The sequence below is a fragment of the Xylophilus sp. PBN-3R genome (assembly GCF_057747805.1).
In genome coordinates, this window is sequence record NZ_CM173225.1 from 2518563 (window position 1) to 2541925 (window position 23363).

The window sequence follows — 23363 nt, forward strand, 5'->3', positions numbered from 1 at the left end:
ACTTTCGTTTTCCTCTGGAAAACCTTAGCTGGTTTGAAACCTTCCGCGACACGGCTGAACCGATTGGCGGATGCGACTGTGGCTGGAAGGGGCCTTGGTACGGGCGGCATTGTGCCACTGAACACTTACATATGACCTGAAGAGCGGTGAGACAAGGGTTACGAAACAACACGGCGACCCCTGCCTGCTTGGGCGTCACGGTTTCCGGGTGTCTGCCACGCGCTGGAGTTCAAGCCGCAGCTGCACCACCTGCTCGCGGTTGTTGAGCATGTGGCGGATCTTGTCGACCAGCTGTTCCTGGCGATAGGGTTTGCTCAGCAAGGCCACGCCGGCGTCCAGACGGCCGCCGTGCACGATGGCATTCTCGGTGTAGCCCGAGGTGAACAGCACCTCGATGTCGGGCTGCAGCACCCGCGCGCGTCGCGCCAGTTCGGGGCTGCGCAGGGGGCCGGGCATCACCACGTCGGTAAACAGCATTTCGACCGGTACGCCGCTTTCGAGCACGGTCAGCGCGCTCTGGGCGTCGGCCGCCTTCAGCACGCGATAACCCAGGCCGCTCAGCGTCTCGACCACCGATTCGCGCACCTGCGCGTCGTCTTCCACCACCAGGATGGTCTCGGTGCCGCCCAGCATGTCGAATTCCGTACGGGCCGCGGCCATGGCAGGCTCGGCGGCCATCGAGCGCGGCAGATACATCCGGATGGTGGTGCCGTGACCGGGTTCGCTGTAGATCTTTACGTGGCCCTCGCTCTGCTTGATGAATCCGTAGACCATCGACAGCCCGAGCCCGGTGCCCAGGCCGTCCGCCTTGGTGGTGAAGAAAGGCTCGAAGGCCCGCTCCATCACCTGCGCGCTCATGCCGGCGCCGGTGTCGGAGACGGCGATCATCACGTATTGCCCCGGCGTCACCTCGCTATGCTGGGCGGCGTAGTCGTCGTCCAGGCTGGCGTTACCGGCCTCGATGGTCAGGCGACCGTTGCCGGCCATGGCATCACGCGCATTGATGGCCAGGTTCAGCAGTGCATTTTCCAGGAAGGCCGGATCGACCAGGCTGTTCCACAGCCCGCCGCCGACCACGGTTTCGAGCTCGACCGACGCACCGAGCGCCCGCCGGAGCATGTCGTCCATCTCGCGCACCAGACGGCCTACATTGACGACCACCGGCGCCAACGGCTGTTTGCGTGCAAACGCCAGCAGGTGCGATGCCAGCCGCGCCCCGCGGTCGACGCCGGCCAGCGCGGCCTGCACGCGGCGGGTTCCGGCTTCGTCGTTCTGAAACACGCGGCCCAGCAGCTGCAGATTGCCGGCGATCACCTGCAGCACGTTGTTGAAGTCGTGGGCCACCCCGCCGGTCAGTTTGCCGAGCGCTTCCATCTTCTGCGACTGCAGCAGCGCATGTTCGGCCACCCGGCGCTCCGCTTCGCTGCGCTGCAGGGCGCTGGTGCGCTCGACGATGAGGAATTCGAGCTGGTCGCGGTGACGCTGCAGCTCCTGCTGGGCCAGGCACTGCTCGGTGACGTCGTGCCCCTGCACGAAGATGCCGGAAACCGTGCCTCCGTCGTCGAAAACCGGCTGGTAAAGCAGGTCGACGAAACGTTCCTCCAGCGGCGCATCGGGCATGCGTTGCAGCCGCATCGGGTATGCGCGGGCGGTAAAACGTTCACCGCTCTCGAAGATCCGGGCCAGCATGACATTCACGCCCTGCCCCACAAGCTCCGGCAGCACCTCATGCCGCGGGCGACCGACGATGTCGCGTCGGCCAATCAGCGCCAGGTAGGCCTCGTTGGCCATTTCGTAGACAAGCTGCGGCCCCCGCAGCACGCAGATGAATCCCGGCGCCTGCTCGAACAGCTGGCGCAGGTCGCCCGCTTCCTCGGTCAGCGCCCGGTTGCGTTCCTGTACCGATTCGGCCCGCTGCAGCACACGGGATTCGAGAACCACGGAATCGGCCTCGTCCTGGCGCCGCTGAAGGGCGCGCAGCCGCTGCAGCTCGGAGACGTCCTCGGTGTGCTGAAGCAGGTAGCGCACCTCGCCGTTTTCGTCGAGCATCGGTGTGTGGGTCGCGCTCCAGAAACGCTCCTCGAAGACCTTGCCGTGCGGCGTTTCCCGCCAGATGCCGTAGCGGATGAGCGGCAGCGCATCACGCCGCCGCTGTGCCACGGCGCGTTGCAGCGACTCGCGCAGCATCACCGTGCTTTCATCCTCTGTGCCGTCCTCGGTGCTGGGGAACGCGTCGAAAATCGAACGCCCTCGCAACTGCTCCATCACTCGACCGGTCACGTCCAGATAGGCCTGATTGGCGCCCAGGATGCGGAAGTCCGGCGACAGCACCAGATAAGGATTGGGCGATAGCTCGAAAAGGGCTGCGAAATTCAGGTTCTGCACGCGGAAAACTCCAGGGATTGCGCATTGTAGAAACAGTAGCAACTGCCGCCAGGAACGGGAGAAAAGTGACAATCGCAGGGATGCCCAAGCGCCTTCCCGGCCCCTTACTAACGGGTCCAAGGCAAGGGTGCCCTTGCGGCGCAGTTCTCGACCAGGGCAGCAGCGTGGCTCTGAATGAAGGCCGGCATGACCCGTTTCGTCTGCACCGGCGACATGCCTGCGCGCCCCATGGCGAAGCAGTCGATTGAGACAACGAAGATGGCAGGCCGACCGTTCGAATCGTCGCCCCGAACCTGCTGCGCGCCGGGTACGGACTTTTCACCGCCCACAAGCTGGTGATGGACGAAACCGCCTCGCCATCCGACCACGCCGGCCCTTGCAGCGCAAATAACTGCCACGGCCCCTGCTGGGCAGCATTTCGGGTCAGGGCTTGGCCAGGCCCCAGCGCGCCATGGCAGCGTCGTCGGACACCCGTGCATCGACCCATCGGGCACCATCAGGTGTGCTTTCCTTTTTCCAGAACGGCGCTGCGGTCTTGAGGTAGTCCATCAGGAATTCGCAGGCCTGGAACGACTGGCCGCGGTGCGCCGAACTGACCGCCACCAGCACGATCTGGTCCTGCGGCATCAGCGGGCCGATGCGGTGGACCACCCGCGCTGCGCGGATGTCGAAGCGCTGGTGGGCCGCGTCGATCATGGCTTCGATCGATTTCTCGGTCATGCCGGGGTAATGCTCCAGCTCCATCGCAGTCACCTTCAGCCCGTCGCTGCGGTCACGCACGGTGCCGACGAAACTGCAGATGGCGCCCACACCGCCGTCGCCGGCGCGCAACCGGGTAATTTCAGCGGAAAGATCGAAATCGTCGGACTGGATGGATACGCGCGCACGGGTCATGGAATGCTTTCAGCCACCGGTCACCGGCGGGAAAAACGCGACTTCGCAGCCGTCGGCCAGCGCGCTGTTTTCGGTTTGCAGCATCAACTGGTCGACTGCCACTCGCACGGCACGTCCGCGCGCCAGGCCTTCCGCCCAGCCGCCGCCGCGGGCGATGAGCTCGTCGCGCAGTTCGGATGCCGTGGCCGCCTGCGTCGACAGGCTTTCGCTGCCAGTGCCGACCGCCTCGCGTACGGATGCAAAAAACCTCAATCGAACGGTGATCGCCTTGCTCATGACAGCAACTCGGAAAATGGCAGGAATCGCACCAGGTCGCCCGACGCGATGGGGGAATGCGGCGGGTTGTCCACCAGACCGTCGCCCCACACCATCGAGGTCAACACCCCCGAACCCTGGTGGGAGAACAGTTCCAGTCCGCCCGAAGCATTGCGGGCCACACGCAGGAACTCACGGCGCGGGTCGGCCTTGGGCCAGTTGAAGTGCGCCACCGTGGGCAGCGGGTCGGGCCGGTAACGCGTGGCACCCTGCAGCTTGAGCACGAACGGCCGCACCATCAGCAGGAACGTGACGAAACTCGACACCGGATTACCCGGCAGACCGATGAAATGCGCGCCGCCGACCTTCCCGTATGCAAAGGGCTTGCCGGGTTTCATGGCCATCTGCCAGAGAGTGAGCTGGCCCAGGGCCTGCACCGCGGGCTTGACATGGTCTTCTTCGCCGACCGATACGCCGCCGCTGGTCAGCACCAGGTCGTGGGCCTGTGACGCGGTGCGCAACGCGGCGATGGTGGCGTCGTAGTTGTCGGGCACGATGCCCAGGTCGGTGACCGCGCAGCCGAAACGCTCCAGCAAACTGCGCAGCAGAAATCTGTTGGAGTTGTAGATGGCGCCGGGCGGCATGTCGGCCGGCGCCTTGTCACCCGGCATGACCAGTTCGTCGCCAGTGGAAAACAGGGCGACCCGCGGACGGCGCGCCACTTTCAGCGTGGCACGGCCGATGCTGGCGGCCAGGCCCAGCGCCGCCGGACCCAGTCGGGTGCCGGCAGCCAGCACCACCGAACCCCGCGCCACGTCTTCGCCGGCACGGCGGATGGCGTCGCCCGCCGGCGGCACCCGGTCGATGCGGACCCGGTCACCGTCGAGCGCGGTGCAATGCTCCTGCATGACCACCGCATCTGCACCCGCCGGAACCGGCGCACCGGTGAAGATGCGCGCCACCGTTCCGGCGTCGAGCGGCTGCGGCGCATGGCCGGCCGCGATGCGCTGCGACACCGCAAGCACGGTGCCTTCGACCGGCACGTCGGCGAGGCGGATGGCATAACCGTCCATCGCGCTGTTGTCGTTGGGCGGCACCTGAAGTTCGGAGACCAGGTCTTCGGCCAGCACGCGGCGGTCGGCGTCGAAGGTCGAGATGACCTCGAAGGCCGCTTCGTCCGACAGCGGCACCGCATGCGACAGCAGTTCTGCCAGGGCATCGTCGAGCGCGGTGAGGGCCTTGCGAGGCGCACCGCCGGAAACGGGTTGTGCAGGTGTGTTCATGGTCTCGTGGCGGGCGTTTGATAGGTGAACGACTCGGCGTTGTGGCGCATCCATGCGGCAACCTCGGCGGGCCTGGTCCAGTCGAGCAGCGGCAAGGCCGTGGCGACAGGCAGAAGATCCTGGCGATCGGTGCAGACCGCGCGCACCTGCGGGTCGACCGGATAGTGCGCGGCATGCCCGTCGAAGTCGGCCGACGGCGCGCGCCAGACCTCGATCTTCGGCAGGTCGCTGCCCCGGAACCCTTCGACCAGCACCCAGTCGAGGCTGGGATGAAGTTCGGCGATCAGTTCGTGCGCCGTGGGTTCGTGCTGCGCGGCATATTCGCGCATCAGTGCCAGCCGCATGTCGGATGCCACCAGAACTTCGCGCGCGCCCGCCTTGCGGTGGCGCCAGCTGTCCTTGCCGGGCTGGTCCACGTCGAAACGGTGGTGTGCATGTTTGATGACACCGACCGTTTCGCCGCCGGCCACCAGCAGCCTGATGACCGCCTCGACCAGGGTGGTCTTGCCGGAGCCGGAATAACCGGCAAAACCCACGACCTTCAAACGATGGCCTTCACGCGCAGTGTTCGACGATGTACTGCTGCACCGCGGCCGCTTCGGCCGGCAGGATGGTGACCCGCTTGGGCAGCGCCTCGATGCCATCGAACTGGTGCGGACGATCCGGCTCCTGGTGCAGCGCCTCGACGATGGTGGCGGCGAATTTCACCGGCAATGCGGTTTCAAGCACGATCATCGGCACGCCGGCCTGCTTGAGCGGGCGACCGACCTTCACCCCGTCGGCGGTGTGCGGGTCGATCATGGTGGCGTGGTGTTTCCAGGTATCGCGGATGGTTTCCAGCCGGTCTTCATGGCTGCTGCGGCCGCTGGCAAAACCGTACTTGCCGGCGGCATCGACGAAAGATGCGTGTTCGTCGAGGGCGAAGTAGCCTTTTTCGTTCAGCTCATCCGAGAACAGGCGTTTGGTTTCGGCGCCGTCGCGGCCCAGCAGGTCGAACACGAAACGTTCGAAGTTGCTGGCCTTCGAAATGTCCATCGACGGGCTCGAAGTCTCGTGCGTGTCGGCGCTTGCGCGCACCCGGTAGATGCCGGTGCGGAAGAACTCGTCCAACACGTCGTTCTCGTTGGTGGCCACCACCAGCTTGTCGATCGGCAGGCCCATCATGCGGGCGACATGGCCGGCGCAGACGTTGCCGAAATTGCCGCTCGGCACGCAGAAGCTGACCTTGCGAGGCTCGCCGCCGGGCGGGGTCGCGGGCGTGGCCTGGAAGTAGCCGGCGAAGTAATAGACCACCTGGGCCAGCAGCCGCGCCCAGTTGATGGAGTTGACGGTGCCGATGCGGTAGCGGCGCTTGAAGTCCAGGTCGTTGGACACCGCCTTGACGATGTCCTGGCAGTCGTCGAACACACCTTCGACCGCCAGATTGTGGATATTGGCGTCCTGCAGGCTGAACATCTGCGCCTGCTGGAAAGGGCTCATGCGGCCACGCGGGCTGGTCATGAAGACCCGAACGCCCTTCTTGCCGCGCATGGCGTATTCGGCCGCGCTACCGGTGTCACCCGAGGTGGCGCCCAGGATGTTGAGCTCTTCGCCACGGCGTGCCAGTTCGTATTCGAACAGGTTGCCGAGCAGCTGCATCGCCATGTCCTTGAAAGCCAGCGTGGGTCCGTTGGACAGTGCCTCGAGATAGAAACCGTCTTCGAGTTCACGCAGCGGCACGATCTCGTCGGTGCCGAAAACGTCCTTGGTGTAGGTGCGCAGGCAGAGCTTGTGCAGCTCTTCGGCCGGGATGTCGTCGATGTAGAGCGACAGGACTTCGAAGGCCAGTTCGGCGTAGCCCCGGGTCGCATAAACCGTGCGCCATTTTTCCAGCGTGGCGGTGTCGATCTGCGGGTACGACTCCGGCAGGTAGAGCCCGCCGTCCGGCGCCAGGCCTTCCAGCAGGATTTCGCAGAAATGCTTGCGGTCGGCATGACCGCGGGTGGAGATGTAGAGCATGGTGTTGAAGCCTCGATGACTCGGACGGGGCCGGTCAGGCCAGTTCTTCCTTGCGGATACGGACGATGGGTGCCAGCACGGTATTCAAGGCCTGAATCTGTTCCAGCACCGAGTTCATCGTGCCTTCGCGGGTGTCGTGCGTGAGGATGATCAGGTCGGTCTGCGGACTGCCCTCGCCGCGGACTTCGTCGGACTCGCGCTGCAGCACCGCGTCGATGCTGATACCGGCGCCGGCCAGCAGGCCGGTGACGGTCGCCAGCACGCCGGCCTGGTCGGCCACCCGCAGGCGCAGGTAATAGCTGGTGACGACCTCGCTCATCGGCAGCACCGGCACGTCGCTCATTTCATCCGGCTGGAAGGCCAGGTGCGGTACGCGGTTCTCCGGATCAGCGGTGTGCAGGCGGGCGATGTCGACCAGGTCGGCGATCACAGCGCTGGCAGTGGGTTCGCTGCCAGCACCCTTGCCGTAATACAGCGTGGTGCCGACGGCGTCGCCCTGCACCATCACCGCGTTCATCGCGCCTTCGACATTGGCCAGCAGGCGCTTGGCGGGGACCAGGCTCGGGTGCACACGCAGTTCGATGCCGTCGGCGCCGCGCTTGGTGATGCCCAGCAGCTTGATGCGGTAGCCGAGCTGTTCGGCATAACGGATATCGGCCGCACCCAGCTTGGTGATGCCCTCGACGTGCGCCTTGTCAAACTGCACCGGGATGCCATAGGCGATGGCCGACATCAGCGTGACCTTGTGGGCGGCGTCCACGCCTTCGATGTCGAAGGTGGGATCGGCTTCGGCATAACCCAGGCGCTGCGCTTCTTTCAGCACTACGTCGAAGTCCAGGCCCTTGTCGCGCATCTCGGACAGGATGAAATTGGTGGTGCCGTTGATGATCCCGGCGATCCATTCGATGCGGTTGGCGGTCAGGCCTTCACGCAGCGCCTTGATGATGGGAATGCCGCCGGCGACCGCCGCCTCGAAAGCCACCATCACGCCCTTGCGATGCGCGGCCGCGAAGATCTCGGTGCCGTGCACCGCCAGCAGCGCCTTGTTGGCTGTGACGACATGCTTGCCGGCCTCGATGGCTTCGAGCACCAGTTGCCTGGCGATGCCATAACCGCCGATCAGTTCGACCACGATGTCGATCTCGGGATTTGCCACCACCAAACGGGCGTCATCGACCACCGTCACGCCCTCGCCCACCGCTGCACGTGCGCGTTCGGTGTCCAGGTCGGCCACCATGGTGACCACGATGCCACGGCCGGCGCGACGACGGATTTCTTCCTGGTTGCGCTTCAGCACGTTGAAGGTGCCGCTGCCGACGGTGCCGATGCCCAGCAGGCCTACTTGAATCGGTTTCATGAAATGGATGCGCTCAATGCAAAAGAAGGGTGTTCAGGCGTGGCGGCGGCGGTAGCCGTCCAGGAAACGTGCGATGCGGGCGACCGCCTCGCGCAGATCGTCTTCGTGCGGAAGGAAGACGATGCGGAAATGATGGTTGCCGGGATAGTTGAAACCGGACCCCTGCACCAGCATCACGCGGGTCTCGTTCAGCAGTTCCAAAAAAAACTGGCGGTCGTCCGCTATCGGGTACATGTCCGGGTCCAGACGCGGAAACATATACAAGGCCGCCTGCGGGCGATTGCAGGTCACGCCGGGGATGGCGGTGATCAGCTCGTAGGCCAGGTCGCGCTGGCGACGCAGCCGGCCGCCGGGACCGACCAGTTCGTTGATGCTCTGATAACCGCCCAGCGCCGTCTGGATGGCCCACTGGCCGGGCACGTTGGCGCACAGCCGCATGTTCGAAAGCATGGTCAGGCCCTCGATGTAATCCTGCGCAGAACGTTTGTCGCCCGAGATCGTCATCCAGCCGGCGCGATATCCGCAGGAGCGGTAGCTCTTGGACAAGGAATTGAAGGTGAGGGTCAGCACGTCTTCGCTCAGCGAGGCGATCGCGGTGTGCCTGACGTCGTCGTAAAGCACTTTGTCGTAGACCTCGTCGGCAAAGATCAGCAGGCTGTGCTCCCGGGCGATGGCGATCAGGCCCAGCAACAGCTCATCGGAGTACAGCGCACCCGTCGGATTGTTCGGGTTGATCACCACGATGCCCTTGGTGCGCGGCGTGATCTTCGCGCGGATGTCGGCCAGATCGGGCATCCAGCCGTTCGCCTCGTCGCACAGGTAATGCACCGGCGATCCGCCCGACAGGCTGGTGCAGGCGGTCCACAGCGGGTAATCGGGCTTCGGCACCAGCAGTTCGTCGCCGTTGTCCAGCAGCGCGTTGGTAGCCAATGCGATCAGTTCGGAAGCCCCGTTGCCCAGGTAGACATCATCGAGCGTCACGCCTTTCACGCCCTGCTGCTGGGTGTAGTGCATCACCGCCTTGCGCGCGGCGAAGATGCCCTTGCTGTCGGAGTAACCCGCCGACTGCGGCAGGTGTCGGATCATGTCCTGCTGGACTTCCTCGGGCGCATCGAAGCCGAACGGCGCCAGGTTGCCGATGTTCAGCTTGATGATCTTCTGGCCTTCTTCCTCCATTTCCTTCGCGCGGTCCATGATCGGACCGCGGATGTCATAGAGGACGTTGGCCAGCTTGGCGGATTTATGGATAGCCTTCAAAGTCCCTCCGGCGGTAACCGAAACGCGGCGAAACCTACAATTTGACCACAGTCGCACGACCGGCACCCGGACCTGCCGGCAGGCAGGCTTCAACACCTGTTCCGGCGCGCTTGCACTTCCATTCATACTTCTTTTTGCTCCCCTTCGAGCGCCCGCCCATGAAACTCCAGCCCGATAGTTTTGACGTCCAGTCCATCCGCGCCTATGGCCCAGGCTGGGTGTCCATCGAGGCCGACACTATTCATGCAAGCCTGGTGATCAGCGCATCGGGAGAACGCATCGACTGGCCGTGCGCCAGCTTCGACGACCTCACCGCGGAACACTTCGCGCGGCTCGCCGAACTGGATGCAGAGGTGGTGATCTTCGGTAGCGGCAAACGCCTGAGGTTTCCGCCTACCGCCTGGCTGAAGCCACTGATCGCCAAACGCGTTGGACTTGAAACCATGGACACCGCAGCGGCCTGCCGAACCTACAACATCCTTGCCGGAGAAGGCCGGCGGGTGGTGGCTGCACTGGTGCTGGAAGCCGACTAGATACGGGTAAACACAGGCCGCCGTAAGGGGGCTTTTTCGCCGACCGCAGGCAGGGACGCGAGTGGGTGTTAAAATGCTGGATTGCTGCCGCGCGAGCGAGCGCCTTTAAGAGCTCTTGCGAGAACTCTTCGAGGCATTTGCTGCTCGGCATTCCAACGGCACATCCCGTCACAGGAAATAGAACTCACATGGCGATCGTTGTCAACAAGCCCATTCCCGAATTTGAAGCAGTCGCGACGAACGGAATCAAGGTTTCCAACACCTCGCATGCCGGCCAGACGGTGGTGTTGTATTTTTATCCCAAGGACAACACGCCCGGTTGCACCACGGAAGCTATGCAGTTCCGTGATCGCTACAAGGACTTTGTCAAGGCTGGTGCCACCGTCTTCGGCGTATCGCGCGACAACATGAAGTCGCACGACGAATTCAAGGCCAAGGTCGAACTTCCGTTCGAACTGATCGCCGACACCGAAGAAAAAATGTGCCACATGTTCGGTGTTGTCAAAAACAAGATCATGTACGGCAAGAAGGTCAAGGGCATCGAACGCAGCACCTTCCTCGTCGGTCCCGACGGTGTCCTGCGTGCCGAATGGCGCGGCCTGAAGGTACTCGGCCACGTCGATGAAGTGCTCGCCGCGGTCAAGGATCTCAACCGCCAGGCAGCCTGAGTCCCACCGGCAGAGCCTGAAATTCAGCATCGACGACCCTCCCCGGACACCCTCCGGCGGTCGTGCATAATGAATTCATGCAGCAGGTCATCACCTCCGCGCTCCTCCACGAAAGCCGTCCGGTTTACCTGACGGCTTTTTTGTTTTGGTCGATTTTTCCCTAGCGAGTTGAACGCCCATGCCTTTGCCTTCCGCCCCCGCCAAGCGCGCAGCCGTACTGCCCAAAGAGGCATTTGCCACCACCCTGGCGGACCGTCCTGCCGGCAAGCCGGTGCAAGCCGCGACCCGACAACCCGAAGCGGTGGCCGAAGAGCGTGCACCGGCACCGGTCAATTTGCGCCCAGTTGCAGCCAAGGCACGTAGCCGCACCCGATTGGCAGCCGAGCCGCAGGCCGAGATCGCCGCATCGGCACCGTCTACGCAGGTCGCATCCCTGTTCAGAGCCGAAACCGCACCGGGCGCCGCACCCGCCGCACCCGCCGTCCAGGCTCGTCTGCCGGAGCCGGTGGAAAACCGCGCACCCGCCACACGCGGTCGTGGCGGCAAGGCCAGCATTCCCGCAGCAGCTCCTTCAGCGGCCCCGGCGCCCATGCCGCCACCTCTCGCCAGCCCGCGCAAGCCGCGTCGTGCCACCAACACCCCGAGCAAGCTGTTCGTACTCGACACCAATGTGTTGCTGCACGACCCGATGTGCCTGTTCCGTTTCGAGGAGCACGACATCTACCTTCCGATGATCGTCCTGGAAGAATTGGACGGCCACAAGAAAGGCATGACCGAGGTCGCCCGCAACGGCCGCCAGACCAGCCGGACGCTGGATGCGCTGGCCGGCGCCCAGGGTGCCGACATCGCGCTCGGCCTGAAGCTCGACACTACCGGCCATCGGGAAGCCGGCGGCAGCCTGTTCTTTCAGACGGAGGCGCTCGACTATCCGCTCCCGGCCGCCCTGCCCCAGGGCAAGGCCGACAACCAGATCCTGGGTGTGGTCGCAGCCCTGCGAGCCAAACTCTCCCCGCGCGAAGTCGTGCTGGTGTCGAAAGACATCAACATGCGTGTCAAGGCTCGAGCCCTGGGCCTGGACGCCGAGGACTACCAGAACGACAAGGTCATCGAAGACGGAGACCTTCTGTATTCAGGCGCGATGGCCCTGCCGGCAGACTTCTGGGCCCGTCACGGCAAATCGGTCGAAAGCTGGCAGCAGGGCGGCCACACCTACTACCGTATCAGCGGCCCGGTGGTGCCCAGCATGCTGGTCAACCAGTTCGTTTATTTCGAGGCCCCGGGCGAAACCAGCCTGTACGCCCGCGTCACCGAAATCCGCGAGAAAACCGCCGTGCTCCAGACCCTCAAGGACTATGGCTCGGCCAAGAACAACATCTGGGGCGTCAACACCCGCAACCGCGAACAGAACTTCGCGATGAACCTGCTGATGGATCCCGAAGTCGACTTCGTGACCCTGACCGGAACGGCAGGCACAGGCAAGACCCTGATGGCTCTGGCCGCAGGCCTGACACAGGTACTGGACGATCGCCGCTACACCGAAATCATCATGACCCGCGCCACGGTGAGCGTGGGCGAGGACATCGGTTTCCTGCCCGGCACCGAGGAAGAAAAGATGGGCCCCTGGATGGGCGCACTGGACGACAACCTCGAGTTCCTGGCCAAGGGCGACGGCGGCGGTGCCGGTGAATGGGGCCGTGCCGCCACCAACGAACTCATCCGCAGCCGCATCAAGGTAAAGAGCCTGAACTTCATGCGCGGCCGCACCTTCCTGAACAAATACGTGATCATCGACGAGGCGCAGAACCTGACACCCAAGCAGATGAAAACGCTGATCACCCGCGCCGGCCCTGGCACCAAGATCGTCTGCATGGGCAACATCGCGCAGATCGACACACCCTACCTCACCGAAGGCTCCTCCGGCCTCACCTTCGCGGTCGACAAGTTCAAGGGCTGGCCGCACGGCGGCCACATCACACTGGCGCGCGGCGAACGCTCAAGGCTGGCCGACTTCGCCAGCGAGGTGCTCTGAACATGTCGATGTGGCTGACAGCCCTGAAACTGGTGCCCTGGGACGACGTACTCAAGTCGACCCCGGGCCTGGTGCGCCAGGCAAAACAACTGTTCAAGTCGAGCAAGTCGGGCCAACCGCCAACGGCCAGCACCGACCTTTCCGCGCAGGCACTCAACGGCCGCGATCATCAGGCCGTGGCCGAGGCGGTGCAGGCGCTGCTGCAGCGGGTTCACCTGCTGGAAGAAGAACAGCGCAAGTCCGCGGCTCTCATCGAGTCGCTGGCCGAGCAGCACGAAATGGTGGTGCAGACCATGGGCGCCCTGCGCGCCCGGGCGAAGCTGCTGACGGTGCTCTGCGGGTTGCTTGTGCTGGCCGTCGTCGGTCTGCTGACCTGGGTCAGCAGACACTGAACGGCTTCTGCCGGATCAGTAGAGGTCGGCGCCGATACCGCCGCCCGCCAGGCTTTCGAAACGGGTCAGCGGTTTCAGGAAGGCCAGCTTGACCGTTCCCGTCGGGCCGTTGCGCTGCTTGCCGATGATAACTTCGGCAACACCCGGCTCCTTGCTGTCCTTGTTGTAGTAGTCGTCGCGGTAGATGAACATGATGATGTCGGCGTCCTGCTCGATGGCGCCGGACTCACGCAAGTCACTCATCATGGGTCGTTTGTCGGTACGCTGCTCCACGCTGCGGTTGAGCTGCGACAACGCGATCACCGGGCATTGCAACTCTTTCGCCAGCATCTTCAAGCCTCGCGAGATTTCACCCAATTCGGTTGCCCGGTTGTCGGAGCCGGATGAATTCGAACCGCTCATCAGCTGCAGGTAATCCACCACGATCAAACCCATCTTGCCGCACTGGCGCGCCAGGCGACGGGCATTGGCACGCAGCTCGCTGGGCGTAAGGCCGGGGGTTTCATCGATGTGCAGGGAAATGGTGCGCAGGCGCTCGATAGCTTCGGTCAGGCGCGGCCATTCCTCGTCCGACAATTTGCCGGTCCGCAGATGCCCCTGGTCGATACGGCCGATGGAGCCGACGATACGCACCGCCAGCTGCGCCGCACCCATTTCCATCGAAAAGATGGCGACCGGCAGGCCTTCGTTCAGCGCCACGTGTTCGGCGATGTTGACCGCGAATGCGGTCTTGCCCATCGAGGGTCGCGCCGCCAGCACGACCATGTCACCCGCCTGGAGGCCGGATGTCATGCGGTCCAGGTCGATGAACCCGGTGGGCACACCGGTCACATCGTTGTCGTTGTCGGCCATCTCCTGGACGCGGTCCAGCAGATCGACCACCAGGGTGTCCATGCTCTGGAAACCCTGCTTCATGCGTGAGCCTTCTTCGCCGATCTTGAAGATCTTCTGCTCGGCCTGGTCGAGGATCTTGGCTACCGGCACACCCTGCGGATTGAAGGCCGTCGTAGCGATTTCGTCGCTGGCGCTGATCAGCTTGCGCAGGATGCCGCGCTCACGGACGATTTCCGCATAACGACGGATGTTGGCCGCGCTGGGCACATATTGCGCGAGCGAATTCAGGTACGTCAGGCCACCCACCTCGTCGGCCTTGCCGATGGTCTGCAACTGCTCGAAGACGGTGATCACATCGGCCGGCTTGGAAGCATTCACCAGCTGGGCGATGGCCGTGAATATCAGCCGATGTTCATGTCGATAGAAATCGACATCCTTCAGCAGATCACCCACCCGATCCCAGGCGCCGTTGTCCAGCAGCAATCCGCCCAGCACACTGGACTCCGACTCGATCGAGTGCGGCGGAATCCGCAGCTTGGCGACTTCCGTATCGGTGTCGTCGTGCGAGTTGTGGCTGGAGAGTTCGGGAATGGCGGACATGGGCGTTCTATGGAATTACCGGATGCTACGGTGGAAGACACCAAATAAAAAGGCCGCCCGGAGGCGGCCTTGAACCGAAGGGCTGAAACGCTTATGCGGTTTCGCCGTAGACGGTCACGGTGACTTCGACGACCACGTCGGTGTGCAGGGCAACCGAAACGGTGTTGTCACCAACGGTCTTGATCGCGCCGTTCGGCAGACGGATCTGCGACTTGGCAACCTTGAAGCCTTCTTTTTCCAGGGCATCGGCGATGTCCTGGTTGGTGACCGAACCGAACAGGCGACCGTCGACGCCGGCCTTCTGGGTCAGCTTGAAGGTCTTGCCTGCCAGCTTTTCGCCTTGGGCTTGCGAGTCGGCCAGCTTGGCAGCCGCGGCCTTTTCGAGTTCGACGCGCTTGGCTTCGAATTCGGCCTTCGCCGACGCGGTGGCACGACGTGCCTTGCCGGTAGGGATCAGAAAGTTGCGGGCGAAGCCGTCCTTGACCTTGACGATGTCGCCCAGGTTGCCGACGTTGACGACCTTGTCGAGCAGAATGATTTGCATGACAGAGGCTCCTTAGATCTTGTGCTGGTCGCTGTACGGGACCAGGGCCAGGAAGCGGGCACGCTTGATGGCGGTGTTGAGTTGACGCTGGTAGATCGCGCGGGTGCCGGTAAGGCGTGCGGGAACGATCTTGCCGTTTTCGCCGATGAAGTCACGCAGGGTGTCGACATCCTTGTAGTCGATTTCTTCGACGCCGGCGACGGTGAAGCGGCAGAAGCGCTTGCGGCGGAACAGCAGCGATTGGGTGTTGCGCTTTGGACGCTTGTCCTTGTTGAAACGTTTCGGTCCGGGCATGGTGGACTCCTGAAATTAAATCTGTTGAAAATCCTGAACGTGGAACACGACGCTCCTGCCGTTTCGCGGGGTGGCAATGAAGCCGGTGAACCGCCAGAGGCTGCCGATCTCGTGACCGGCCAACCTGTCGGCTAGCGCACCAATGGCAACGGCTCGAATCTCTGCTTTGACTTCACGCTCCAGACCGGCTTCGGCGGCGCGCGAGGCATGTTCAAGGCGGAAGTCCAGTGCGGGCAGCCCGGCGGGCGTATAGCGCAAAGGTTTGGCCTCTGAAATGCTGGCAGTGATGGTCAGGCGGTTGTCCACTCCCTCGGGATGACTGGCTGGGATGACGTAGCGCAGCGCGTCTGCTTAGGAACGGTCGCCGCGATCGCCGCGGTCAGCACGGTCGCCACGGTCCGGGCGCTCGCCACGTTCGCCGGCAGCAGCGAATTCAGCTTGCTGTTGCTTGCGGGCTTCTTCGCGCTCGACGGTCTTCATCATGGACGAAGGAGCGGTGTCGGCCTTCTTGCGCAGCACGGTCAGGTGGCGCAGAACGGCATCGTTGAACTTGAAAGCGTGTTCCAGTTCAGCCATCACGGCCTGGTCGGCTTCGATGTTGATGCACAGGTAATGGGCCTTGGCCAGCTTGTTGATCAGGTACGCCAGTTGACGACGGCCCCAATCCTCGACACGGTGGACCTTGCCACCGCCGGCAACGATCATGCCCTTGTAGCGTTCCAGCATGGCTGGCACTTGTTCGCTCTGGTCCGGATGGATCAAGAGGACGATTTCATAATGACGCATAGACTCTCCTTGTGGATGGGCTCTTTGTCTGCACATGCAGAACACCCGGGTGGCAGTCGCCCGCTGCGTCTAAAAGCGGTACGACAAGGCAAAGCCCACGAGTATAGCTGCCAATTGAATTCGCCACCATAAAATTGTGCGGAGCCCCGGCAATGCGGCCCGTTTCAAAACCCGTTCTTAAAAAAATCCTGGCGCGCCCTTGAAAAGGCACGCCGCGTCCCGAGTTAGCGCGCGTGCCATTCAATTTCCGCCGATCCCCAAAGAAGATGAGCGAACACAACCCAAACCCAAATCCGTCCGAAGCCCAGAGCCCGGAAGAAGTCGAAGCCGCCCTGCACGCCAATTCGGCCGATGCCTTGGCCCAGGCGCAGAACGAACTCGCCGCCCTGCAGGCAAAAAGCGCCGACTTGGCCGACCAGTTCCTGCGCGCCAAGGCGGAGGCTGAAAACGCCCGTCGCCGCGCCGAAGAAGAAATCTCCAAGGCGCGCAAGTTCGGCATCGAGAGTTTTGCCGACAGCATGCTGCCGGTGGTCGACAGCCTGGACGCCGCGCTGAACGTCAAGGAAGCCACGCCCGAACAACTGCGCGAAGGCGTCGAAGCCACGTTGCGCCAGCTGGTCGCCGCACTCGAGCGCAACAAGGTCATGACCATCGCTCCGGCCGCCGGGACCAGGTTCGATCCGCATCAGCACCAGGCCATCAGCATGGTGCCGGCCGAACAAGAGCCCAACACCGTGGTGGGCGTGCTGCAAAAAGGCTACCTCATCGCCGACCGCGTGCTGCGTCCGGCGCTGGTGACGGTCGCCGCCCCCAAATAAAAAACACGGCGCCATCCGGCGCGGATACCGTCGAGGGACGGCCGCATTTTCAATGAGCGCAGCCTCTTGAATCGCGCAAAGTTATCCACAACTCGACGACAAGCAAATTTTTTAGATCAGGAGAAATTCACATGGGCAAGATCATCGGTATCGACCTGGGCACGACCAATTCGTGCGTCGCCATCATGGAAGGCAACACCACCAAGGTGATCGAGAACGCAGAAGGCGCTCGCACCACGCCTTCGATCATCGCGTACCAGGAAGACGGCGAGATTCTGGTCGGCGCTTCCGCCAAGCGCCAGGCCGTCACCAACCCGCGCAACACGCTGTACGCCATCAAGCGCCTGATCGGCCGCAAGTTCACCGAAAAGGAAGTGCAGAAGGACATCGACCTGATGCCTTACAAGATCGCCGCAGCCGACAACGGTGACGCATGGGTGCAGGTGCGCGACAACAAGCTGGCTCCCCAGCAGGTCAGCGCTGAAATCCTGCGCAAGATGAAGAAGACCGCCGAGGACTACCTGGGCGAAGCCGTCACCGAGGCTGTGATCACGGTGCCCGCGTACTTCAACGACGCGCAGCGCCAGGCCACCAAGGACGCCGGCCGCATCGCCGGCCTGGATGTCAAGCGCATCATCAACGAACCCACCGCCGCGGCGCTGGCCTTCGGCCTCGACAAGAACGAAAAGGGTGACCGCAAGATCGCCGTGTACGACCTGGGCGGCGGCACCTTCGACGTCTCCATCATCGAGATCGCCGACGTCGACGGTGAAAAGCAGTTCGAAGTGCTGTCGACCAACGGCGACACCTTCCTGGGCGGCGAAGACTTCGACCAGCGTGTCATCGACTTCATCATCACCGAGTTCAAGAAGGATCAGGGCGTCGACCTGTCCAAGGACGTCCTGGCCTTGCAACGCCTGAAGGAAGCCGCCGAGAAGGCCAAGATCGAGCTGTCCTCGTCCGCATCGACCGACGTCAACCTGCCTTACATCACGGCTGATGCCAGCGGCCCGAAGCACCTGAACATCAAGCTGACCCGCGCCAAGCTGGAAAGCCTGGTCGACGAACTGATCGAGCGCACCATCGCCCCCTGCCGCATGGCCATCAAGGACGCCGGCATCGCCGTGGGCGACATCCAGGACGTGATCCTGGTCGGCGGCATGACCCGCATGCCCAAGGTTCAGGAAAAGGTGAAGGAATTCTTCGGCAAGGAACCCCGCAAGGACGTGAACCCCGATGAAGCCGTCGCCGTGGGCGCCGCGATCCAGGGCCAGGTGCTGTCGGGCGACCGCAAGGACGTGCTGCTGCTGGACGTGACGCCGCTGTCGCTGGGTATCGAAACCCTGGGTGGTGTCATGACCAAGATGATCACCAAGAACACGACCATCCCGACCAAGTTCGCACAGACCTTCTCCACCGCCGACGACAACCAGCCGGCCGTCACGATCAAGGTCTTCCAGGGCGAGCGCGAACTGGCCGCCGCCAACAAGTCGCTGGGTGAATTCAACCTGGAAGGCATCGCACCGTCGCCGCGCGGCATGCCGCAGATCGAAGTGTCGTTCGACATCGACGCCAACGGCATCTTGCACGTCGGCGCCAAGGACAAGGGAACCGGCAAGGAAAACAAGATCACCATCAAGGCGAACTCCGGCCTGTCGGAGGACGAGATCCAGAAGATGGTGAAGGATGCCGAGCTGAACGCCGAGGACGACAAGAAGAAGGTCGAACTGGTGCAGGCCCGCAACCAGGCCGAAGGCGCTGCCCATAGCGTGCGCAAGTCGCTGACCGAGCATGGCGACAAGCTCGAAGCGTCCGAAAAGGAAGCGATCGAAGCCGCCATCAAGGCTCTGGAAGAAGCCCTCAAAGGTGAGGACAAGGCCGCCATCGACGAAAAGAGCGCCGCGCTGATGACCGTCAGCCAGAAGCTCGGCGAAAAGATCTATGCAGCCGAACAGGCAGCAGCGGGTGCCCAGCCCACCGGCGACCAGCCGCAGGCACAGAACACCGCTACCAGCCCGCCGGCTGACGACGATGTGGTCGACGCCGAGGTGAAGGAAGTCAAGAAGGGCTGACCCCCTGCGCCAGCAAGCCGGCCGCCGTGGAGAAATCCATGCCGGCCGGCTTGTTGACGTTGAGGCTTCCTCCAGACGCTGCCGCCATGAAGACCACCCGACTCGAAGCTTTCAGCGACGGCGTGATCGCGATCATCATCACGATCATGGTGCTCGACCTGAAGGTGCCGCGCGGATATGGAACCTTCACCGAGCTGCTGCACCTGTGGCCGGTGTTCCTGAGCTACGTACTTAGCTTCATCTACGTCGGCATCTACTGGTGCAATCACCATCACCTGATGCAGACGGTGCAGCGGGTCAACGGCGGCATCCTGTGGGCCAACCTCCACTGGATGTTCTGGCTTTCGCTGATGCCGTTCACTACCGCCTGGATGGGTGAAAACGAGTTCAGCCGACAGTCTCTGACGCTCTACGGAGCCAACCTGCTGATGAGTGCGATGGCATGGATGCTGCTGGAACGCACCCTGATCCGCGAACCGGCCAACCGGCAGGTGCTGGCACGTGCCATCGGACGCGACTGGAAAGGCAAGGTGTCGCCGCTGGGCTACCTTGTCGGCATGGCGCTTGCGTTCGTCAACCCCTGGCTCTCGGGTGCCCTCTACGTGGTGGTGGCGCTGTTATGGCTGGTGCCTGACAGGCGCATCGAGCGCACCCTTCAACAAGAAAACATGGAACGCTGATGGCGACCAAACGCGATTACTACGAAATCCTCGGCGTGGCGAAAAACGCCAGTGAAGAGGACATCAAGAAGGCCTATCGCAAGCTTGCGATGAAACACCACCCCGACCGCAATCAGGGTGACTCGGCCAAGGTAGCGGAAGAGAAATTCAAGGAAGGCAAGGAAGCCTACGAGATGCTCTCCGACGCGCAAAAACGTGCAGCCTACGACCAGTACGGCCATGCCGGCGTCGATCCCAACATGCGCGGCCCCGGCGGCGCCGGCGGCGAAGGTTTCGGCGGTTTTGCCGAGGCCTTCGGCGACATCTTCGGCGACATGTTCGGCCAGGGCGGTGCGGGTCGAGGCCGTGCTGGCGCCGGGGGCGGCCGCCAGGTCTACCGCGGCGGCGATCTCAGCTACGCCATGGAGATCACGCTGGAAGAAGCGGCCAAGGGCAAGGAAGCACAGATCCGCATCCCCAGCTGGGAATCCTGCGAGGTCTGCCACGGCTCCGGCGCCAAGCCCGGCACCAGCGCCAAGACCTGCCACACCTGCAACGGCCAGGGCAGCGTTCAGATGCGCCAGGGTTTCTTCAGCGTGCAGCAGACCTGCCCGACCTGCCACGGCACCGGCCGAGTCATCCCCGAGCCCTGCACCGCATGCCACGGCAAGGGCCAGGTCAAGAAGCAGAAGACGCTGGAAGTGAAGATTCCGGCAGGCATCGACGACGGCATGCGCATCCGCAGCGTCGGCAATGGCGAGCCCGGTACCAACGGCGGCCCGGCCGGCGACCTGTACATCGAGATCCGGGTGCGCAAACACGACATCTTCGAGCGTGACGGCGACGACCTGCACTGCCAGGTCCCGGTGAGTTTCATCACCGCCGCGCTAGGCGGCGAGATCGAAGTGCCCACGCTTGCCGGCAAGGCGGCCATCGACATCCCCGAAGGCACCCAGGCGGGCAAGCAGTTCCGCCTGCGCGGCAAGGGCGTCAAGGGCGTTCGCGCCAGCTATCCGGGCGACCTGTATTGCCACATCGCGGTCGAGACACCGGTCAAGCTCACCGAACACCAGCGCAAGCTGCTGCGTGAACTGGAAGATTCACTGAAGAAGGGTGGCGCCAAACATTCCCCCAGCGGCGAAAGCTGGACCGACAAACTGAAGAACCTCTTCAGTTGAACGAAGCCGGCCCGCCGTTTCCGGCGAGCCGAGTCATCGCAAACGGAGATGACGGCGGGTGAAATTGCTGGGAAAATAGTCGGATCATCGCAAAAGGCGATGCCCGATGAAAAACTCAGAACGCAATTTCGCCCGCCGAATCGATCTCACCTCGCTGCAGCTGTTTGTTGCAGTCTGCGAGCTCGGAAGCATCGGGCGCGCGGCAGAACGTGAATTCATCGCGGCATCCGCCGTCAGCAAACGCCTGGCAGAACTCGAAGCCACCGTCGATACCGCCCTCCTCTCGCGCCACAGCCGCGGCGTCACCCTGACACCTGCCGGCGAAAACCTTCTTCACCACGCCCGCGCCGTGCTGTTCGGGCTCGAAAAGATGCAGGGTGAACTGAGCGAATACGCCCAGGGCGTTCGCGGGCACATCCGCATCCACGCCAACATATCGGCCATCGTGCAGTTCCTGCCGGAAGACCTGGGCAGTTTTGTCGGCCGCCATGGCCAGGTCAAGATCGACCTGGAGGAACATCTCAGCGCCGAGGTCGCCCAGGCCGTGCGTGAAGGTGCCGCCGATGTCGGTGTCTGCCACTACGCATCCACCGACGGCGCGGTGGATTCACTGCAGAGCCAGGCCTATCGCGAAGACCGTCTGGTACTCGTCGTGCCGCAAGGCCACAGGCTCGCAGGCCGTGGCGAATGCCCCTTCGCCGACGCGCTGGACTACGACATCGTCGGCCTGCATGCCGGCAGCAGCATCAGCCTGGCCATGCAGCGCGCCGCCGTCGGCGCGGGTCGGCCGCTCAAGCAGCGCATACAGGTCACCGGCCTCGACGCCATGTGCCGCATGATCGACAACGGCCTCGGCATCGGCGTGTTGCCGGACCGCGCATTTGCCCTGATGCGAGGCGTCGGCGCGTTGCGCTGCGTCAGCCTGCAGGACGACTGGGCCCGCCGCGAACTCCGCCTGGTCGCCCGGGACTTCAATGCCCTGCCCGTCACCGCACGCATGCTGGTCGAACATCTCACGACACCGGCGGCCGCATTGACGGCAGCCGCCTGAGCACCAAATCACCCACGAAGAACCAAGACAGGAAAGATCGCCATGGGACGCACCCTCTACGACAAGATCTGGGACGAACACGTCGTCCATACCGAAGAGGACGGCACCGCCGTTCTCTACATCGACCGCCATCTGGTGCATGAAGTCACCAGCCCCCAGGCTTTCGAAGGCCTGCGCCAGGCCGGACGCAAGGTCTGGCGTGTCAGCTCCATCGTGGCCACCGCCGACCACAACACGCCGACCACCGGCTGGGAACAGGGCTACGACGGCATCACCGATCCGATCAGCAAGGAACAGATCACCACGCTGAACGACAACATGGAGAACCTCGGCGCCGCCGCGTTCTTCCCGTTCATGCACAAGCGCCAGGGCATCGTGCATGTCATCGGCCCGGAAAACGGCGCCACCCTGCCCGGCATGACCGTGGTCTGCGGCGACAGCCACACATCCACCCACGGCGCTTTCGGTGCACTGGCGCACGGCATCGGCACCAGCGAAGTCGAGCACGTCATGGCAACGCAGACCCTGCTCGCCAAAAAGGCCAAAAACCTGCTGATCAAGGTCGAAGGCAAGCTGCCCGCCGGCTGCACCGCCAAGGACATCGTGCTGGCCATCATCGGCCGCATCGGCACCGCCGGCGGCACCGGCTACACCATCGAATTCGCCGGTTCGGCCATCCGGGCGCTGAGCGTCGAAGGCCGCATGACCGTCTGCAACATGGCCATCGAAGGCGGTGCCCGTGCCGGCCTGGTCGCGGTGGACGACAAGACCATCGCCTACCTCAAGGGCCGCCCGCTTTCACCGACCGGTGTGGAATGGGACCAGGCCGTCGCCTACTGGAAGACGCTGCATTCCGACGCCGACGCGGTGTTCGACGCCGTCGTCGAACTCGACGCTTCGCAGATCGTTCCGCAGGTCACCTGGGGCACTTCGCCCGAAATGGTGCTGGGCATCGACGCCCGTGTGCCGGATCCCGACAAGGAAAAGGACAGCAACAAGCGCGGTGCCATCGAACGCGCGCTGACCTACATGGGCCTGGAGCCGGGCAAGCCGATCAACGACATCCTGATCGACAAGGTGTTCATCGGCTCCTGCACCAACAGCCGCATCGAGGACATGCGCGAGGCCGCTGCCGTGGTGAAGAAGCTGGGCCAGAAGGTTGCCAAGAACGTCAAGCTGGCGATGGTCGTGCCGGGTTCGGGTCTGGTGAAGGAACAAGCCGAACGCGAAGGCCTGGACGTGATTTTCCGCGCCGCAGGTTTCGAATGGCGCGAACCCGGTTGCTCGATGTGCCTGGCGATGAACGCCGACCGCCTGGAGCCGGGCGAACGCTGCGCATCTACCAGCAACCGCAACTTCGAAGGCCGGCAAGGCGCCGGTGGCCGGACCCACCTGGTCAGCCCGGCGATGGCAGCCGCAGCCGCTGTCCACGGCCACTTCATCGACATCCGCCAATTCGCCTGATCGCGGAGATAC

Annotated in this window: 23 protein-coding genes; 10 read left to right on the plus strand and 13 right to left on the minus strand. The window is 63.5% G+C overall.

Annotated elements, in window-relative coordinates; translation table 11 throughout:
• Positions 1-195: 195 nt before the first annotated feature.
• From AC3ANW_RS11965 to AC3ANW_RS12000, 8 genes are all read right to left on the minus strand, one after another.
• Positions 196-2385 carry a PAS domain-containing protein gene (locus AC3ANW_RS11965; RefSeq protein ID WP_488341068.1) on the minus strand — a complete coding sequence of 730 codons (2190 nt, stop codon included), beginning with the start codon at positions 2383-2385 and terminating at the stop codon, positions 196-198.
• A gap of 423 nt (positions 2386-2808) precedes the next feature.
• A complete protein-coding gene (locus AC3ANW_RS11970) occupies positions 2809-3279 on the minus strand; it encodes a molybdenum cofactor biosynthesis protein MoaE (RefSeq protein ID WP_488341069.1) in 471 nt (156 codons plus the stop codon).
• A gap of 9 nt (positions 3280-3288) precedes the next feature.
• Positions 3289-3555, minus strand: coding sequence for a molybdopterin converting factor subunit 1 (gene moaD, locus AC3ANW_RS11975; protein WP_488341070.1), 267 nt, complete (start codon positions 3553-3555; stop codon positions 3289-3291).
• Positions 3552-4817: a molybdopterin molybdotransferase MoeA gene (locus AC3ANW_RS11980; RefSeq protein ID WP_488341071.1), complete on the minus strand. Its 1266-nt coding sequence runs from the start codon at positions 4815-4817 to the stop codon at positions 3552-3554. The genes moaD and AC3ANW_RS11980 overlap by 4 nt, the downstream gene beginning before the upstream one ends.
• Entirely contained in the window at positions 4814-5362 is a 549-nt protein-coding gene (gene mobB / locus AC3ANW_RS11985) for a molybdopterin-guanine dinucleotide biosynthesis protein B (protein ID WP_488341072.1), read from the minus strand. Before mobB ends, AC3ANW_RS11980 begins: the two co-directional genes overlap by 4 nt.
• Before the next feature lie 10 nt (positions 5363-5372).
• Positions 5373-6815, minus strand: a complete 1443-nt coding sequence (gene thrC / locus AC3ANW_RS11990) for a threonine synthase (protein ID WP_488341073.1) — start codon at positions 6813-6815, stop codon at positions 5373-5375.
• A gap of 34 nt (positions 6816-6849) precedes the next feature.
• Positions 6850-8172, minus strand: coding sequence for a homoserine dehydrogenase (locus AC3ANW_RS11995; RefSeq protein WP_488341074.1), 1323 nt, complete (start codon positions 8170-8172; stop codon positions 6850-6852).
• 33 nt (positions 8173-8205) lie between these two features.
• Positions 8206-9429: a pyridoxal phosphate-dependent aminotransferase gene (locus tag AC3ANW_RS12000; protein WP_488341075.1), complete on the minus strand. Its 1224-nt coding sequence runs from the start codon at positions 9427-9429 to the stop codon at positions 8206-8208.
• 158 nt (positions 9430-9587) lie between these two features.
• Here AC3ANW_RS12000 and AC3ANW_RS12005 point away from each other — a divergent pair, with 158 nt between their 5' ends.
• From AC3ANW_RS12005 to AC3ANW_RS12020, 4 genes are all read left to right on the plus strand, one after another.
• Complete coding sequence (locus AC3ANW_RS12005) at positions 9588-9962, plus strand: Mth938-like domain-containing protein (RefSeq protein ID WP_488341076.1); 375 nt, start codon at positions 9588-9590, stop codon at positions 9960-9962.
• A 188-nt stretch (positions 9963-10150) separates the two neighbouring features.
• Positions 10151-10630 carry a peroxiredoxin gene (locus AC3ANW_RS12010; RefSeq protein ID WP_488345415.1) on the plus strand — a complete coding sequence of 160 codons (480 nt, stop codon included), beginning with the start codon at positions 10151-10153 and terminating at the stop codon, positions 10628-10630.
• Between the two features lie 178 nt (positions 10631-10808).
• Entirely contained in the window at positions 10809-12659 is a 1851-nt protein-coding gene (locus tag AC3ANW_RS12015; protein ID WP_488341077.1) for a PhoH family protein, read from the plus strand.
• A 2-nt stretch (positions 12660-12661) separates the two neighbouring features.
• On the plus strand, positions 12662-13051 hold the full coding sequence (locus AC3ANW_RS12020; protein WP_488341078.1) for a hypothetical protein: 390 nt from the start codon (positions 12662-12664) through the stop codon (positions 13049-13051).
• Between the two features lie 15 nt (positions 13052-13066).
• Here AC3ANW_RS12020 and dnaB read toward each other — a convergent pair whose 3' ends face one another.
• The 5 genes from dnaB to rpsF all read right to left on the minus strand — a co-directional run bounded on the left by dnaB (position 13067) and on the right by rpsF (position 16109).
• On the minus strand, positions 13067-14485 hold the full coding sequence (gene dnaB, locus AC3ANW_RS12025) for a replicative DNA helicase (protein ID WP_488341079.1): 1419 nt from the start codon (positions 14483-14485) through the stop codon (positions 13067-13069).
• Between the two features lie 91 nt (positions 14486-14576).
• Entirely contained in the window at positions 14577-15029 is a 453-nt protein-coding gene (rplI, locus tag AC3ANW_RS12030; RefSeq protein ID WP_488341080.1) for a 50S ribosomal protein L9, read from the minus strand.
• Between the two features lie 12 nt (positions 15030-15041).
• Positions 15042-15323, minus strand: coding sequence for a 30S ribosomal protein S18 (rpsR, locus tag AC3ANW_RS12035; RefSeq protein ID WP_160554545.1), 282 nt, complete (start codon positions 15321-15323; stop codon positions 15042-15044).
• A 15-nt stretch (positions 15324-15338) separates the two neighbouring features.
• Positions 15339-15629, minus strand: a complete 291-nt coding sequence (gene priB / locus AC3ANW_RS12040) for a primosomal replication protein N (protein ID WP_488341081.1) — start codon at positions 15627-15629, stop codon at positions 15339-15341.
• Positions 15630-15674: 45 nt separating this feature from the next.
• Positions 15675-16109, minus strand: a complete 435-nt coding sequence (gene rpsF / locus AC3ANW_RS12045) for a 30S ribosomal protein S6 (protein ID WP_488341082.1) — start codon at positions 16107-16109, stop codon at positions 15675-15677.
• Positions 16110-16375: 266 nt separating this feature from the next.
• On the opposite strand from rpsF, the gene grpE reads away from it, so the two are divergent.
• From grpE to leuC, 6 genes are all read left to right on the plus strand, one after another.
• Positions 16376-16927 carry a nucleotide exchange factor GrpE gene (gene grpE / locus AC3ANW_RS12050; protein ID WP_488341083.1) on the plus strand — a complete coding sequence of 184 codons (552 nt, stop codon included), beginning with the start codon at positions 16376-16378 and terminating at the stop codon, positions 16925-16927.
• 131 nt (positions 16928-17058) lie between these two features.
• On the plus strand, positions 17059-18999 hold the full coding sequence (gene dnaK / locus AC3ANW_RS12055; RefSeq protein WP_488341084.1) for a molecular chaperone DnaK: 1941 nt from the start codon (positions 17059-17061) through the stop codon (positions 18997-18999).
• A gap of 86 nt (positions 19000-19085) precedes the next feature.
• Complete coding sequence (locus tag AC3ANW_RS12060; RefSeq protein ID WP_488341085.1) at positions 19086-19679, plus strand: TMEM175 family protein; 594 nt, start codon at positions 19086-19088, stop codon at positions 19677-19679.
• A complete protein-coding gene (gene dnaJ / locus AC3ANW_RS12065) occupies positions 19679-20836 on the plus strand; it encodes a molecular chaperone DnaJ (protein ID WP_488341086.1) in 1158 nt (385 codons plus the stop codon). The genes AC3ANW_RS12060 and dnaJ overlap by 1 nt, the downstream gene beginning before the upstream one ends.
• Positions 20837-20942: 106 nt before the next feature.
• A complete protein-coding gene (locus AC3ANW_RS12070) occupies positions 20943-21887 on the plus strand; it encodes a LysR family transcriptional regulator (RefSeq protein WP_488341087.1) in 945 nt (314 codons plus the stop codon).
• A gap of 42 nt (positions 21888-21929) precedes the next feature.
• Entirely contained in the window at positions 21930-23351 is a 1422-nt protein-coding gene (leuC, locus tag AC3ANW_RS12075; protein WP_488341088.1) for a 3-isopropylmalate dehydratase large subunit, read from the plus strand.
• Positions 23352-23363 lie beyond the last annotated feature (12 nt).